The sequence below is a fragment of the Amycolatopsis sp. NPDC003731 genome (assembly GCF_053586895.1).
Map to the genome: position 1 here is coordinate 25,339 of NZ_JBSFNC010000028.1, position 14,764 is coordinate 40,102.

At 70.2% G+C, this 14,764-nt stretch carries 13 protein-coding genes; 10 read left to right on the forward strand and 3 right to left on the reverse strand.

The window, feature by feature from the left end; all coding sequences use genetic code 11:
* Positions 1 to 2: 2 nt before the first annotated feature.
* The gene (locus ACWDN5_RS14665; RefSeq protein WP_310968027.1) at positions 3 to 368 is read right to left on the reverse strand and encodes a hypothetical protein; all 366 of its coding nucleotides are present in this window, start codon (positions 366 to 368) and stop codon (positions 3 to 5) included.
* 446 nt (positions 369 to 814) lie between these two features.
* On the opposite strand from ACWDN5_RS14665, the gene lanKC reads away from it, so the two are divergent.
* Complete coding sequence (gene lanKC, locus ACWDN5_RS14670) at positions 815 to 3,379, forward strand: class III lanthionine synthetase LanKC (RefSeq protein ID WP_449676646.1); 2,565 nt, start codon at positions 815 to 817, stop codon at positions 3,377 to 3,379.
* Positions 3,380 to 4,079: 700 nt separating this feature from the next.
* Here lanKC and ACWDN5_RS14675 read toward each other — a convergent pair.
* Both ACWDN5_RS14675 and ACWDN5_RS14680 read right to left on the reverse strand, forming a co-directional pair.
* Positions 4,080 to 4,493 carry an acyl-CoA thioesterase gene (locus tag ACWDN5_RS14675; protein WP_396136858.1) on the reverse strand — a complete coding sequence of 138 codons (414 nt, stop codon included), beginning with the start codon at positions 4,491 to 4,493 and terminating at the stop codon, positions 4,080 to 4,082.
* A complete protein-coding gene (locus tag ACWDN5_RS14680) occupies positions 4,487 to 5,818 on the reverse strand; it encodes a hydroxyacid-oxoacid transhydrogenase (RefSeq protein ID WP_449676647.1) in 1,332 nt (443 codons plus the stop codon). The genes ACWDN5_RS14675 and ACWDN5_RS14680 overlap by 7 nt, the downstream gene beginning before the upstream one ends.
* A gap of 84 nt (positions 5,819 to 5,902) precedes the next feature.
* Between ACWDN5_RS14680 and ACWDN5_RS14685 the strand changes: the two genes are divergently transcribed.
* From ACWDN5_RS14685 to ACWDN5_RS14725, 9 genes are all read left to right on the forward strand, one after another.
* Entirely contained in the window at positions 5,903 to 7,561 is a 1,659-nt protein-coding gene (locus ACWDN5_RS14685; RefSeq protein ID WP_310968495.1) for a thiamine pyrophosphate-binding protein, read from the forward strand.
* 213 nt (positions 7,562 to 7,774) lie between these two features.
* Positions 7,775 to 7,945: a hypothetical protein gene (locus tag ACWDN5_RS14690; RefSeq protein ID WP_310968024.1), complete on the forward strand. Its 171-nt coding sequence runs from the start codon at positions 7,775 to 7,777 to the stop codon at positions 7,943 to 7,945.
* Between the two features lie 206 nt (positions 7,946 to 8,151).
* Positions 8,152 to 8,355: a cold-shock protein gene (locus ACWDN5_RS14695; RefSeq protein WP_004563013.1), complete on the forward strand. Its 204-nt coding sequence runs from the start codon at positions 8,152 to 8,154 to the stop codon at positions 8,353 to 8,355.
* Between the two features lie 64 nt (positions 8,356 to 8,419).
* A complete protein-coding gene (locus tag ACWDN5_RS14700; RefSeq protein ID WP_449676649.1) occupies positions 8,420 to 8,644 on the forward strand; it encodes a heavy-metal-associated domain-containing protein in 225 nt (74 codons plus the stop codon).
* Positions 8,645 to 8,864: 220 nt separating this feature from the next.
* Positions 8,865 to 9,899 carry an ATP-NAD kinase family protein gene (locus tag ACWDN5_RS14705; protein WP_449676650.1) on the forward strand — a complete coding sequence of 345 codons (1,035 nt, stop codon included), beginning with the start codon at positions 8,865 to 8,867 and terminating at the stop codon, positions 9,897 to 9,899.
* Complete coding sequence (locus ACWDN5_RS14710) at positions 9,896 to 10,636, forward strand: thiamine pyrophosphate-dependent enzyme (RefSeq protein WP_449676652.1); 741 nt, start codon at positions 9,896 to 9,898, stop codon at positions 10,634 to 10,636. The genes ACWDN5_RS14705 and ACWDN5_RS14710 overlap by 4 nt, the downstream gene beginning before the upstream one ends.
* Positions 10,637 to 10,733: 97 nt before the next feature.
* On the forward strand, positions 10,734 to 11,996 hold the full coding sequence (locus tag ACWDN5_RS14715; protein WP_449676653.1) for a GAF domain-containing protein: 1,263 nt from the start codon (positions 10,734 to 10,736) through the stop codon (positions 11,994 to 11,996).
* A gap of 18 nt (positions 11,997 to 12,014) precedes the next feature.
* Positions 12,015 to 13,136 carry a sensor histidine kinase gene (locus tag ACWDN5_RS14720; RefSeq protein ID WP_449676654.1) on the forward strand — a complete coding sequence of 374 codons (1,122 nt, stop codon included), beginning with the start codon at positions 12,015 to 12,017 and terminating at the stop codon, positions 13,134 to 13,136.
* Positions 13,137 to 13,327: 191 nt separating this feature from the next.
* The gene (locus ACWDN5_RS14725; protein WP_449676655.1) at positions 13,328 to 14,737 is read left to right on the forward strand and encodes a hypothetical protein; all 1,410 of its coding nucleotides are present in this window, start codon (positions 13,328 to 13,330) and stop codon (positions 14,735 to 14,737) included.
* Positions 14,738 to 14,764: the final 27 nt, after the last annotated feature.

Sequence of the window (14,764 nt, forward strand, 5' to 3'; positions counted from 1 at the left end):
TCCTACGCTGTTGCTCCACTCCACACCTCGTTCAGTCGCAGCACCATCACGGGGACGGCCAGGCAGGCAATGCCGAGCACGGCGGTGCTCGACCGGCTCCGCTCGGCCAGCGCCCAGGCGGCGCCCACGGGCAGCACGACCAGGCAGCCGATCAGGTAGGCCAGGTAGGTCGCCAGGCTGCCGGGCCGGTCACCACTGGCGAGCAGGACGATCCCGATCACCAGTTGAACGACCAGCAGCAGCTCGAGGACCGCGAGCGCGATCAGGAGCGGGTTGTCCGGAAGCCGGTTCCGAGCCGACTGGACGAAGCTCCAGAGCGCGACGAGCGTGGCGGCCACGGCGACCGTCACGGCGAATCCGAAGATCACCCGTTCCTCCTTCCGGTCCGCCGCCGTCAACTTACTCCGTGGTACTGGCGGGGCCGGCTGCCGAGGTGCCGCGGGCGTGGCGTGGACCACCCGTCGCGCTCCTGCGTCCACAGTGTTCCCGACATGTTCGGCTCCTATCGAGAAAATAGATCACGGATCGGCCTTGATGGCATTCTGCCAATTCGGCTGAGGATTTGGGGTCGCCCTCCGGTGGACCTGCGTAAACGTCGGAAAGATCTTCACGTTACACCACTATGGTGTGGTGATCGGACTGGACAAAATCACCCTCGGTTCGTCTAGCGGCTGGTAGACGCCTTTTTTGCCTACCTCGGATAGCCCAGTCGAACCGCCGGATTGGCGGATTGGCCCAGAGCTGTCCGGCATGGGGGAATATTCTTCGTCCCGGGACCGTGGTGTCCAGGGGATCGCACGGAGGGGTATCTCGGATGGACCTGCGCTACGAAGCATTTTGCTTCGCCGACCCGTTGTTCTACGACGAACAGCAGGAAAACGGCGCGCCGGCCGAGAATTTCACCACGATGTTCCGGGTGCCGGACACCGGTTGGGTGACCACCGACCGTGGAGTGTGGCGCACCGTGCGCCCGGCTGGCCACGTCCTTCCGGCTCAGGGCTGGCAGATTCACGTTTCCGCCGGCTTGGACAACGCTGGCCGGCTACTCGCGCACGTCTACGAGTCCTGTATCGAGCATGCGGTCGCCTACAAGCACCTCCGCTCACTGCTGACTCTGCTCGCGCGGAATTCGAAATACGCGCCCGGCGACAGCGGGGTCGAGCTGGCCACCATTTACCCGGTCGACCACAACGAACTGGAGCGAGTCCTCACCGACCTGTCACCGCGGCTGGAGGCAGAGCACGGTCCCGGTATTCCGAGCGGCTTGCGGTACGGCGACGGTCCCCTCTACGTGCGTTACGGCGGATTCGCCGACCAGTGGGTGGAACACAACGGCAATCGGGTCCCGGCAGTCCGCAAGCCGGATGGCCGGCTGGTTCCGGAGAAGCGCGAGCCGACGTTCTCCGTGCCCGACTGGGTCAAGCTGCCGCCCTGTTTGCGAAACAGCCTGCCCACAGGCCAAGGAGGTGCCGCGGCCCGATTCCCGTACCGAATGGTGAAGCCGCTGCACGTCTCGAACGGCGGCGGCACCTACCTCGCCGACCCCAAGACGGGCGGCGACCAGTTCGTCCTCAAGGAGGCCCGCTCACACGGGGGTCTCGACGAGGCGCGCATCGACGCCGTCGAGCGGCTGCAACGAGAGCACGAGATGCTCGGTCGGCTCGCCGGTATCCCCGGTGTGCCGCAGATCGTCGAGCAGTTCGCCGTCTCTGAGCGCCACTACCTGACCACGGAGTACCTGCCGGGTATCTCGTTGGCCAGCTGGCTGACCCGCAACTACCCGCTGACCAGGAGCAACACAACAACCGCCGACCTCGCCGCCTACGCAGGGCGCGCGCTGGACATCATCGCTCGAGTGGAGAAGACGATCGCGGAAGTTCACGCCCGCGGCATCGTCGTGGGCGAGCTGCATCCCTCGAACATCCTGATCGACGAGGACGACCACGACCGCATCTCCCTGACCGACTTCGGGTCGTCATTCGACGCCGAAGTCGATGATCGCCCGGCCCCGGGCACACCCGGCTTCCGTGCTCCGGCCGACCGCACTGGGTTCGAGGTCGACGAGCACGCGCTCGCAGCGTTGCGACTGTGGCTGTTCCTGCCGCTATTGCCGCTGGCGGAGCTCGCTCCGGTAAAGCTGCGCCGGATCGCTGACTTCGTAGAACACCGGTTCGCGCTGCCCGAGGGGTACGCCGATGCCGCAGTTGCGGTGCTGGCCCCGCGTGACGTCTCCGCGGAGCCGGCACCGGTCCACACCGAGCTCGACCACGACAAACCGGACTGGCCGCTCGTCCGCAAGCAGATCACCGAGGCGATCTTGGCCAGCGCCACCCCGTCGCGCCAGGATCGGCTGTTCCCCGGCGACGTCGAACAGTTCACCGTCGGCGGTGTGTGCTTCGGTGTCGGTGCCGCCGGCGTGCTGCACGCGCTCGACGTCGCCGGCGCCGGTCGCTTCCCCGAGCACGAACGCTGGCTGATCGACGCAGTCCGTCGTGAGCCACCGACCCGGCCCGGGTTCTACGACGGTAGCTCCGGCATCGCCTACGTGCTCGAGAACTTCGGGTATCACGACCAAGCCAGCAAGCTGCTGGCGTCTTCCGCGCGGCTCGTCGAGCAGACGAGCGATCACTCCCTGGAGAGCGGTCTGGCCGGCATCGGGCTGACCATGCTGCATTTCGCGACGGTCCGTCAGGACAACGAGTACGGCCGTCAAGCGCTGGCGACGGCCGTCCGGCTGGCCGAGGCGCTCGAGACTGCGGCGCCGCCCGGCCATTCGGCTCGTGCCGGCCTACTGTCCGGTTGGGCCGGGCCCGCGCTGCTGTTCGTCCGGCTCTTCGAACGCACCGGCGAGCCGGCCTGGCTCTCGTTCGCCGACCAGGCGCTGTGCCGCGACCTCGAAGAATGCATCGAAGCCGACGACGGCTCGCTTCAGGTCCGAGACGGCGTCGCCCGGACGTTGCCGCACATCGGCGTCGGCAGCGCAGGGATCCTCCTGGTCACCGAACAGCTGGCTCGGCACCGGCCGGACGCAGAGGCCGGTGACAGCCTTCCCGCATTGCGCGAGGCGTGCCTCGGCGAGTTCGTCCTCCACCCCGGCCTGCTCAACGGCCGGTGCGGACTGGCGGTCGCACTGGCTGCCAGCGCAGATGCGGAGCAGCCGGGCCGCGCGGCGGCGATTGATCGGCAGCTGGCATGGCTGGGTTGGTACGCGGTGCCGTACAAAGGCGGCCTCGCGTTCCCGGGCAACCGGTTGCTGCGCCTCTCAATGGACGTCAAGACCGGCGGGGCGGGGATCCTCCTTTCTCTTGCTTCGCTCTTTGACGGCAAGGAAGTGCTGCCCTTCCTGGGCGGCATACCCTCCTCGGGGCCTGGTCGCTGAGCGGGACCGCCGCAATCGCCGGGCCATTCAGCAGAACCACTTGCCGTCGTTGGTATGCGCGGCGATTGTTCGTGCAGGCAGCCGGCCTCCCCGTGTCGGGAGGCGGCTGACTGCGGCAGTGGTGCGGTCCGCCGGCGGGGCGCCTTCCGGCGACGGACCGCGACCACTACCAGGCCGTTGCAGCGGGGATTTCAGTCGTCGGCGGGGCGCCTGCCGGCGACAACTTCGTCATCTCCACCTGGCCACAAAAGGCGATGGCGCGTCCGCTCCCGGGGCGTCTGCCGGAAGCGGACGCGCGACCACCACTTTTGGCCCACTTCTGTGTTCGGGTGCCGTGACCGCCGCAGGGACGCCTGCCGGCGACGGGTCCGGGACCACCTTCGAGCCGTCTGCTCCACCACTCTGCCGCCGCAACCGGATCGACGCCTAGGTCGCCATCCGTGTTACTAGCCGATCCGGTAAGGAAACAGCCCGTCCACTGTGGACCGATCTCATGCGCTCTCCAGCCTATCGCCGTCGCGGGGGTGCGGAACCCCTCGTGGCGAATCTGTGGACAACTCGCCGATGATCGGTGGCCTTGTGGACAACTCGGGCCGGATCGCCCGGTTCTGTCGGGGCCGTCGTGCATGATCGGAAGCGCAGGAAGACAAGGCCTGGAACCCGCACCGTCGAAGGGAGGTGAAACGAACGGCGGTGCGTGTCATCCAGGCTGCAGTGCCTCCAACGCCTCGCGCAGCTTACCGGAAACCGGCGTTGGCCGGCGGGACTCGCGGTCTACGAAGACGTGCACGAAGTGCCCTTCGGCGACCAGGGATTCGTCGGCTGCATACATGCCGATTTCGTAGCGGACGCTGGACTTCCCGAGGTGTGCGACCCGCAACCCGACCCTCAATGAACCAGGAAAGGACACCGATGCGTGATACCCGCAATGCGACTCGACGCACAGCCCGATCACCGCCCCGGCTTCGATGTCAAGGCCTCCTTGCTCAATGAGCCACGTGTTGATCACGGTGTCCATCAGCGAGTAGTGGACGACGTTGTTCACGTGCCCGTAGACGTCGTTGTCCTTCCAACGCAACGGAACCGTCTGCCAGTGCGGGTACTCGCTCACCACAGCGACACCGACTCGCGCAGGATGCCCGACAGGTCGTCGGCGGAGGCCTCGCGTGGCGCGGTGGCCAGCAGGCGCTGCTGCTTGAGCGTTCCCTCGACGAGGGAGTCCACATCGGACTCCGTGTAGCCGACGGCACCGATGCCGTCCGGGATGCCGATCTGGCGCATCAGGTCGATCAGCACCGCGGGCAGGTGGTCGGCGAAGTCGCCGGGCCATTCGAAGTCGGGCGCCAGCAGGCGTGCGACTCGCAAGTGACGGTCCGGGGCCGCGTCGAAGGTGAAGCGGAATGCGGCGGGCGCGGTCAGCGAGACCGCCATGCCGTGCGGGACCATGGGTTCTTCGCCTGGGTACCCGTCCGGGTGGAAATCCCTGACCTGGCCGGCGATCGGATAGGCGTTCGCGTGGGGGATGTGCACGCCGGCGTTGCCGAAGCCGAGGCCGGCGAACGTCGCGGCCAAGGCCATGGCTTCGCGGGCCTTGAGGTCGGAACCGTCGCGCACGGCGGCTGGGAGGGCCCACGACAGCAGCCGGAGGGACTGCTCGGCGAACATGTCGGCCAGCGGGTTCGAGCCGCAGTACGGCACGCGCTGCTCCGGGCGCTTGCGGTCGAACTCGGTGTACGGCTTGGCGGTATAACTCTCTGCCGCGTGGCAGAGGATGTCCATGCCGCTGGCGGCCGTCACGCCGGGTGGCTGGCTGACCGTGAGCCGCGGGTCGACGACGGCCAGGGTCGGGCGCAGCCGCAGGTGGCTGATTCCGCTCTTGACGCGCAGGGACAGCACGTCGAGGACGCAGACCGTGGTGCTCTCCGAGCCCGTGCCGGTGGTCGTGGGCACCGCGACCAGCGGCTTGAGCGGCTGGGCCGGTGCTCGGCCGCCGCCGACGGGGGCGTTGACGTAGTCCATCAGGTCGCCGTCGTTGCTCGTCAGGAGGTTGGCCGCTTTGGCGGTGTCGATGGCGGACCCGCCGCCGACGGCGACGAAGGCGTCGTACGGACCCGTTCCGCGGGCGAAGTCAACCGCCTTCTGCATGCTGACATCGGTGGGTTCGACGTGTACGCCGTCGAAGATCTCGGTCTCGATGCCGTAGCCCGCGATGCCGTCGGCTATGCGGCGGGGCCAGCCGGTCGCGGCCACCTGAGGATCCGTCACCACGAGCACGCGGTGGGCGCCGTACTGGGTGAGGTCGTAGCCGATCTCGTCGCTGGCGCCGGTGCCGTACTTCAACGCCGGTGCGCCATAAGTAAAAACAGTTTCATGTTCGGTTGCGGCCAAGTCGGTGGTCCTCGCTCCCTTGATCGGCTTGCAGTCGGTCAAAGCGGACATTCGGCCTATCCTTGTCCGGTTTCGGTGAAGATCACTTGACTGCACTGAACGGTGCCCGCCTAAGCTCTCCTCATTAGATACCAACTGGGAGCGACCGTCGCCCAGACGGCCGTGCGGATCCTGACCGAGGCGCGTGTCCGCCGCGTGTACGCGGTGGTCGGTGAGTCCTTCCTGGAACTGCTCGACGCCCTGCAGCGGGAGCGGGAGATCACGCTGGTCTCGGCGCGCCACGATGCCGGCGCGGCGTTCATGGCGGAGGCCGAAGGGAAGCTCACCGAACGTCCTGCCGTGCTGCTCGCGAGCCGGGGGCCGAGTGCGGCGAGCCTGGCCATCGGCGTCCAAACGGCGTACCAGGACGAGACGCCGATGGTCGTGCTGCTGGAGACGCCGGCGACCGAGCCGGTGTGGTCGTCGTCGGGGGAGCTGCCGACGTCGGATCTCACGGCCATGTTCGAGTCGATCGCCAAGTCGACATTGCGGGTGACCGACCCGGACGGGCTGCCGGGACTGCTCGCGCACGCGCTGACGACGTCGCAGGAAGGGCGGCCGGGGCCGGTCGTGCTCGGCGTGCCCTGCGACATCTGGGGGATGCCCTACGACGCGGCGAAGCCGATGGCGCGGGTGCGGCCGCCGGCGTCCGGGACGCTGGGCCGTTCGGCTGACGCCGTGGCGCAGCTGGTGGACGAGGCGAAATATCCCGTGGTCATCGTCGGCGGGCGGGCGCGGTCGGCGCGGGACGAGCTGATCGCCGTCGCCGATGAGCTTGCGCTGCCCGTCTACAACGCCTTCCGGCGGCAGGACGCCTTCCCGGAAAACCACGCCCGGTACGCCGGTCACCTGGGGCTGGGCATCCCGGCGCGGCAGCTGGACGCGCTCGAGCGCGCGGACCTCGTGCTCGCGCTCGGCACCCAGCTCGACGAGGTGACCACCCAGGCCTACCGCTACCCGACCGCGCAGCAAACGCTGGTCATGGTCGGCACCGGCATCGACGTCAGCCCGAAGCGGCGGGGACTCACCTTCCGCGTCGACTCCGAGGTCGAACCGTTCCTGCGGGAGCTGCGGGAGGTGGCGTCGCCGCGGACGCGGCGGGCCTCGGCGGCGAACGCGGCCGTCCACACCTTCATGACCCCGCCCGACACCAGCGGGAACACGCGGGTGCACCCCGTCGACGTCGTCCGCGCGCTGCGGAAGCTCGCGCCCGAGGACACCATCGTGACCAGCGACGCCGGCAACTTCGCGCAGTTCATGCACCGCTACTGGTGCTTCACCGCGCCGCGCAGCCAGCTCGGTCCGAGCAACGCCGCCATGGGCTACGCCGTTCCGGCCGCCGTCGCGGCGAAGCTGGCCGAGCCGCGGCGGACCGTCGTCGCCATGGTTGGGGACGCTGGGACGCTCATGACCGGCCAGGAGATCGAAACGGCCGTCCGCTACCGTGCGCCGGTCATGGTGGTCGTCTTCCAGAACGGCGTCCACGGCGCGCTCGCCATGCACCAGGCGCGCACCTACGGCCGGCTCACCGGGGTCTCCATCCCGCTGACCGACTTCGCTTCGTGGGCGCGTGGGCTGGGCGCGGCCGGGTACACCGTGGACGATCGTGAAGAGCTCGAGCCGATCATCGCGAGCGCTCTGGTGCGGCAGCGGCCGTGCGTCATCGACGTGCGGACGGACCCCGATGTCGTGACCCCGGACGTGCGGCTCTCGGCCCTGCTCGGGCAGGCGCGTCCGCAACCTCCCGCCCAGTAACGGTTTTGCTCTGTTTCGTTCCGGAAAAGCTGGGAATGTCGTGTGGTAGCAGGGCGTTGGCTCGGGTAGCCTGACGGTGTTCCGGTGGTGGTTCGCCGCTGAACCTTCCCGGCCGGGTCCCGGCGGGAGATAACCGGTTTCTGTCGGTGCCGCATGGCACCATCACGGTCATGACCCGCGCCGAAGCGGGCAGGGAACGAGGGGAGTTTCGACGTGACCGATCACCAGCACGCATCCGAACCGCGGAAGTCCTCCGGCGTCGTACCGGTGCTGTTCAGCGCCAGCTCAGAGGCCCACGACGACGCCGTGGTCGCCGCCGATCGGGACGCCGCCTGGCGCTCGCCGTTCGCCACCGAGGGGCTGCGCCCGGCGAGTGGCGAATAGCTCACCCCGCCCGGGTGAAGATGGCTTGTCCGCCCTGGTCAAGGTGTGCTTTACTGCTTATGGTCTCGACTTTTGTGTTCGTGATGAGTCACGCTCGCAGAATTCAGCGGGCGTAGTGTCTCCTCGCCGAGGAAGCAAACCGTCCGGGTGCTGACCCGGGTCGCCGAAGTGGCTTCCTGTTTTGGTGTTACACATGGAGATTTTTGATGACTCAGGGCACTGTGAAGTGGTTCAACTCCGAGAAGGGGTTCGGCTTCATCACCCCCGACAACGGTGGCGGCGACGTCTTCGTTCACTACAGCGAGATCCAGGGTAACGGCTTCCGTACCCTCGAGGAGAACGCTCGCGTCGAGTTCGAGATCGGCCAGGGCCAGAAGGGTCCGCAGGCCACGTCGGTCACCGTGATCTGACTTTGATCTTGGGAAAGGGCCGTCACCCGTCCGGGGTGGCGGCCCTTTTCGTACGCTGCGGACCATGATTGAGCACGGATACACCGTTTCCGGCATGAACTGCGGCCACTGCGCCCAGTCGGTGACCGAAGAAATCGCGGCGCTGCCCGGAGTGGCCGAAGTGGACGTCGACGTCGCGGCCGGCCGGGTGCTTGTGCGAGCCGAAACCGCACTGGCCGAGGACGACGTCCGGGCCGCGGTCCGCGAGGTGGGCTTCACCTACGAGGGTGTCGCCGACCTGGTCCGGTAGCTCGTCGGCGGAATCTTGCCTCGGTTGGTTCTTCCCCGCCCGCCGCTCCGGGTTGGACTGTCCACTGGAGATCACTGAGTGAGACGCGCAGTGTGATCTCCGTCGCTTCGGTCGCATACACACGCGAAGACTGCAACCCCACCACTGCAACGCCCTGCAACCCTTCCGCTCCGCCCGATCACGGAGTCTCCTGTTCTCCGGTGAAAGAACGGGAGGTCAGGTGGGTGAAACGGTGGCGGGGATCGTCGCGAACCCCGCTTCGGGGCGGGACATCCGCCGGCTGGTCGCGCAGGCGTCGGTGTTCCCCACCGCGGAGAAGGCGAACATGGTCCAGCGGCTGCTGGCGGCGTTCGCCGTCACCGGGCTCGACCGGGCCCTCGTCTCGACCGACCTCGGCGGCATCTCCACCGCGGTCCTGCGCGCCCTCGGGCGCGGTGGCTCCTGGCCGAAGGTCGACTTCTGTGAGGACGACGCTCTCACCGGCACCGCCGCGGACACGACGAACGCCGTGCGTCGCATGGTCGAGGCCGGCGCCGGGGTCATCGTCGTCCTCGGCGGGGACGGGACTGCCCGGGTTGCCGCCAAGGCCTGCGAAGACGTTCCGCTGCTCGCCCTCTCCACCGGGACCAACAACGTCTTCCCGCAGGTGCGGGAGGCGACCGTCGCCGGCCTGGCCGCGGGGCTGATCGCCACCGGGCAGATCGACCCGGACCTCGTCACCCACCGCGTCAGCGTGCTCGAAGTCGTCACCAAAGCCCGCAGGGAGATCGCGCTCGTCGACGTCTGCGTGTCGCTGAGCAGGCACATCGGGGCGCGGGCGCTGTGGGACCCGTCCTCACTCACCGAGTTGTACTGCACGTTCGCCGAGCCGGACGGAATCGGCCTCACGAGCGTTCCAGGCCAACTGTGTCCCAGCCCTCGGTCGAGCCCGGACGGCGTCGCGCTGCAGCTCGGGCCGGTCGGGGAGACGCCGTACGTCGTGCACGCGCCGATCGCACCTGGGCTCGTGCGGCCGGTCGGCGTGCGCGGTTGGGGGCTCCTGCGGCCGGGGGTGCGTGTCGAGCTCGCTGCGGCGGGCGGTGTCATCGCTCTCGACGGCGAACGGGAACTCGAACTCAAAACCGGTGAGAGCGCGTTCGTGGAGCTCAAACCTGACGGGCCTTGGGTCGTCGACGTCCGGGCCGCGATGGCGGAGGCGGCGCGAAAAGGGCTCCTGCGCACGGACACCGAACCGGGGAAGGAGCGCCGGAGATGACGGACGCCCTCCAGGGTGCGTATCGCGTGATGCGGACCATCCGGGCCGTCGAAGAGCAAGTCCGCGCGAGCGGGCACCCGTACGCCGGTGAGGAAGCCCTGGCCGCGGGCGTCTGCCTCCACCTCGACAGCCGTGACGCCATCGCCGGCACGCACCGCCGGCTCGGGCACCGCATCGCCAAGGGCGTCGACGTCCGGGCCGTCCTGGCCGAGATCCGGCACGACCGGCTGCTCACCACGAACACACGAGGCGGCGTCCCGCTGCTGATCTGCGGTGCCGCGATCGCCGCGAAACAGCAGGACCTCGGCGGCGTCGGCGTCGCCTTCCTCGGCGACGGCCCCGGCACGACGCTCGAGGCCTTGAACCTCGCGTCGGCCTGGCACCTCCCCGCCATCTTCGTCACCGAGGACACCGGTTACGCCGATCGGGTGGCCGGGCTCGGCGTGCCCGGGGTCGTCGTCGACGGATCCGACTTCTTCGCCGTGCACGAAGCGGCCGGAGAAGCGGTCGGCCGGGCCCGCGCCGGCGGGGGACCGACGCTGATCGAGGCCGGCTTCCCCCGGCACGTCGGGGACTGCCTCCAGCGGTTCCGCACCCGCGTCACCGACAGCGGTGAGCTGCGCGAACAGGTCCTCGACGCGATCGACGCCGAAGTCGCCCGGCTCATCCAAGCCTCGATCTCCGCCCCGAATTCCGCCCCGGACGAGCTGGAGACCGACGTCTACGTCTCGTACTGACCGCACGAACGACCCGAAGAAACCGCGACGTGCGCCACCTACCGATCATCCGGCCGAAACGGCAGACTCCCAGGAGGTACAGCACAAGGAGCGGCGGTTGGGGCAGCGAGACCTCGAGGCGGCGTTGCCGGCCGGGGCGGATCCCCGGCGGCACGCCCGTGTCCTCGCGCAGGTACACGAAGCGGCCCTGAACGGCCAGGCGCTGCCCACCAAACTGCGCCCCGTCATCGGCGCGTCCTGGCAGCGGATGCGTCGGCTCGGCATGGACCCGGACAGCCGCGCCGCCGCGCCCGTCCTGAGCTTCGAGCAGCTGGAAACCCGTCGCCGCGCGAGCGGGCTGGCCGACGCGCTGCCGATCCTGCGCGGCGGCCTGATCAGCCTCGCCGAGCAAGCCGCGCACATCATGGTGATCGCCGACGCCGGTGGTGCCGTCCTCTGGCGGGACGGCAGCGCCGCGGTCCGCCGCCGCGCCGACCGGCTCGGGTTCGTCGAAGGCGTCGACTGGCAGGAGGAAGCCGTCGGCACCAACGCGATCGGCACCGCGCTCGTCGCGCGCAGCCCGATCCAGGTCTACTCGGCCGAACATTACGTCCGTGCTCAGCACTCCTGGACGTGTGCGGCCGCGCCGCTGCACGACCCGCGCGACGGCAGGCTACTCGGCGTCGTCGACCTCTCCGGGCCGGCCTCGACCGTCCACGCGACGACGTTGGCGCTGGTCGACGCCGTCACGCGGCTCGCGGAAGCCCAGCTGCGCACCACCCACCGCACCGAACTGGAGAGACTGAGGGGCTTCGCCGTCCCTGTCCTCGCGAAGGTCGGCGGACGCGCCATGGTGGCCGACGAACACGGCTGGGTCGCCGCGGCCGCCGGGCTCGCGCCGGTCGACCGGGTCGCGCTGCCCACCGGCCTCGGACCCGGACGGGCCTGGCTGCCCGCGTACGGCGGTTGCTCGGTCGAGCCGGTCCCCGGCGGCTGGCTGCTCCGGCTGACCGAGAACGACGCCGCACCGCCCACCCGCGTCGTGCTCGACGTCCGGTCGCCGCGCGAGCCCGAGCTCACCGTGGCCAGCGCGGCCGGGACCTGGACGCACCGGCTCAGCCCGCGCCACGCCGAAGTCCTCTACGTGTTGGCGAGCCACCGCGACGGCCGGTCGGCGTCCGAGCTGTCGGCCGACCTGTTCGGCGACGCCGGCCGGACCGTCACCGTCCGCGCCGAAATGTCCCGGCTGCGACGGCACTTCGGCGGCATCCTCGGCGCGAAGCCGTACCGCTTCGCCGACGACGTCGAGGTGGTCGTCCGGCGGCCGGCGGACCCCGAAGCTGTGCTCCCGCACTCGCTCGCCCCGGCCATCCGCGGCTGACCGGCGGCGAAGAAGAACGTGCTGAAACGCCTGCCCGACACCATCGCGCCGAGCTGGCTGGTGGTGCAGCTGCTCGGCACGCTCTTCTTCGCCGCCACCCTGCTCACCGCCCGCGAAACCGATCCGCGCGTCTGGACCGCCTACGGCATCGCGACCGCGGGCTGGCTGGGCTTCGTCCTGCAGACACGGCGGCGGCCGAAAACGGCGGCCGCGTTGCTCGCCGCCGCCAGCGCCGTGCCGGCGGCGATCGTCGGCTGGGTGGAGGACTCGTCGGCCATCCTGCTGTCCGTCATCGCCCTGGGCCGGCTCGCCACCCTCACCTCGGTCAGCGTCGGCACGATCCTCGCCGCCGGCCTTCTGGACGTCGCGCTGGCCGTGACGTCGCACGCGCTCGCCGGCCACTCCCTCGGCGAGTCGCTCGCCGACGCCGGCGTGATGCTGCTGCTGGTGCTGCTCGGGCTCAACCGCCGCCAATACGAAGTGCAGGCGACGCAGAGCCAGGCGCTGCTGGAGCAGACGCGGCTCGCCCAGGCCGAACACGCCCGCGCCGCCGCGCTCGACGAACGCACCCGGATCGCCCGCGAACTCCACGACGTCCTCGCGCACTCCCTTGGCGCGCTGGGTGTTCAGCTCGAACTCGCCGAGGCGCTGCTGGCCGAGAAGTCCGATGTGGATGGTGCACTGCGCTCGGTCCGGCGCTCGCGGAGTCTCGCCGCCGCCGGGCTGGCCGAGGCGCGCGACGCCGTCGCCGCGCTGCGCCAGGATGTCCCGCCGCTCACCGAAACCCTCGCCGCGGTGGCCGCCGCGCACGCCCGCGACCACGGTGTCACCGTGGACTTCGCCGCCGACGGCGCGCCCCGGCCGCTCCCGTCCGCGGCGGTCGTCGCCCTGGCCGGGATCGCCCGGGAAGCCCTGACCAACGCCGGTAAGCACGCACCCGGCGAGGACATCCGGATGCGGCTGAGCCACGCGCCCGGCGTCGTCCGGCTCGACGTCCGCAACACCCTCGCGGCGTTCACCCGGACAGGTGAAGGATTCGGCCTGGCCGGCATGCGCGAGCGGCTCGCCCTCGCCGGCGGAACGCTGACGTCGGGCCCCGAAGACGGCCACTGGCGCGTCCTGGCGGAAGTCCGTACCTGATCACCGGTGTGCCCGGGAACACATCCGCCCAGATCACGTGCTGATGACAGCGGGCGGTGCCGGTGGCTGCGCGCGCGGCGACTCGGCTACCTTCTGCGGGTACGGCTCACAGCGATCTTTTTCGGGGGCTCCGGGAGGCGAAGCCCCCGGCCTGGGGCGATGCCCCGGATGGCAGGGGGAGGAATTCGGGGATGACCAGCACCGCGACGGCCCCGGCGCCCGCGCCGGGAGCTCCGCCGTCGCCACCGGACAACCGCGACCGCACCGGGGGCCGCAGCGGCCTGCTCGGGCTGCTCGACCTGCCGGGCCAGGGGGTCCGCGCGGTCATCCGGTCGGCCGCGACCACGCCCGGCCGGCTCACCGTGATCGCCGTCGGGCTGGTGCTGCTGGCGCTGGTCGCCGGGCTCGTCGCGACGCTGTCGGTGCAGGACCGCGACGACACGATCAGCGGCGTCATCGACCGCCGCGAGCCCCTGGCCGCCGCGTCGCAGCAGGTCTACCGCTCGCTCTCGGACGCCGACGCGACCGCCGCGAGCGCGTTCCTCTCCATCGGCACCGAGCCGCCCGAGCTCCGCCAGCGCTACGAGCGGGACATCGCCGAAGCCGGCGCCGCGCTCGCCAAGGCCGCGTCCGACAGCGCGGACGTCGCCGCCGCGGCCGCCCCGGTCGACACGCTGAACCAGCAGCTGCCCGTCTACACCGGGCTCGTCGAGACGGCCCGGGCGAACAACCGGCTCGGCTACCCGGTCGGCGCGTCCTACCTGCGCGAGGCGTCCGAGCTGATGCGGGCGAAGATCCTGCCCGCCGCCCAGGACCTCTACCGCGTCGACACCGAGCGGCTCATCGAAGAACAGGACAGCGCCACCGGATTCCCGTGGCTCGCCACGATCCTGGTGGTCGCCTTGCTGGCCGCGCTGATCGTCGCCCAGGTCTACCTGACCCGGCGCACCAACCGGCTGCTCAACGTCGGGCTCGTCGTCGCGACGGCCGCCGTCGTGGTGTCGCTGCTGTGGGGCGCGGTCGCGCTGATCGTCCAGGGCAGCCTGGTCGGCAGCGGCCAGGACGACGGTTCGCACCGCGTCGACGTGCTCGTCCGCGCGCGGATCGCCGCGCTGCAGGCCCGCGCCGACGAAACGCTGACGCTGGTCGCCCGCGGCGACGGCGGGGCGTACGAGAAGGACTTCAGCGCCAAGGCGGTCCAGCTGGTCGGCGAAGACGGCCAAGGGGGTCTCCTCGGCGAAGCTCGCGGCCTGATCAAGGACGGCGCCGGCGCCACGAAGATCGCCGACGCGTCGGCGGCCGCGACAGACTGGCTGAAGGCGCACCGGCAGGTGCGCGCCCAGGACGACGCCGGGGCGTACCAGGAAGCCGTCGACTCCGCCGTGCAGGAAGACGCGAAAGGTGGCTCCGCGCCGGCGTTCCGGCGGCTCGACGACAGCCTCCAGGCGGCCATCGACGTCGGGCGGCAGGACTTCGTCGACGACACCCACAACGGCGACCGCGCACTGACGCTCCTCGCCCCCGGCTTGGCCGTGCTGGCGATCGTCGCCGCGGCGGGTGTCACCATGGGGATCCGGGAGCGACTGAGGGAGTACCGGTGAACAGGCGCGGGAACACGGTCCGGGCGG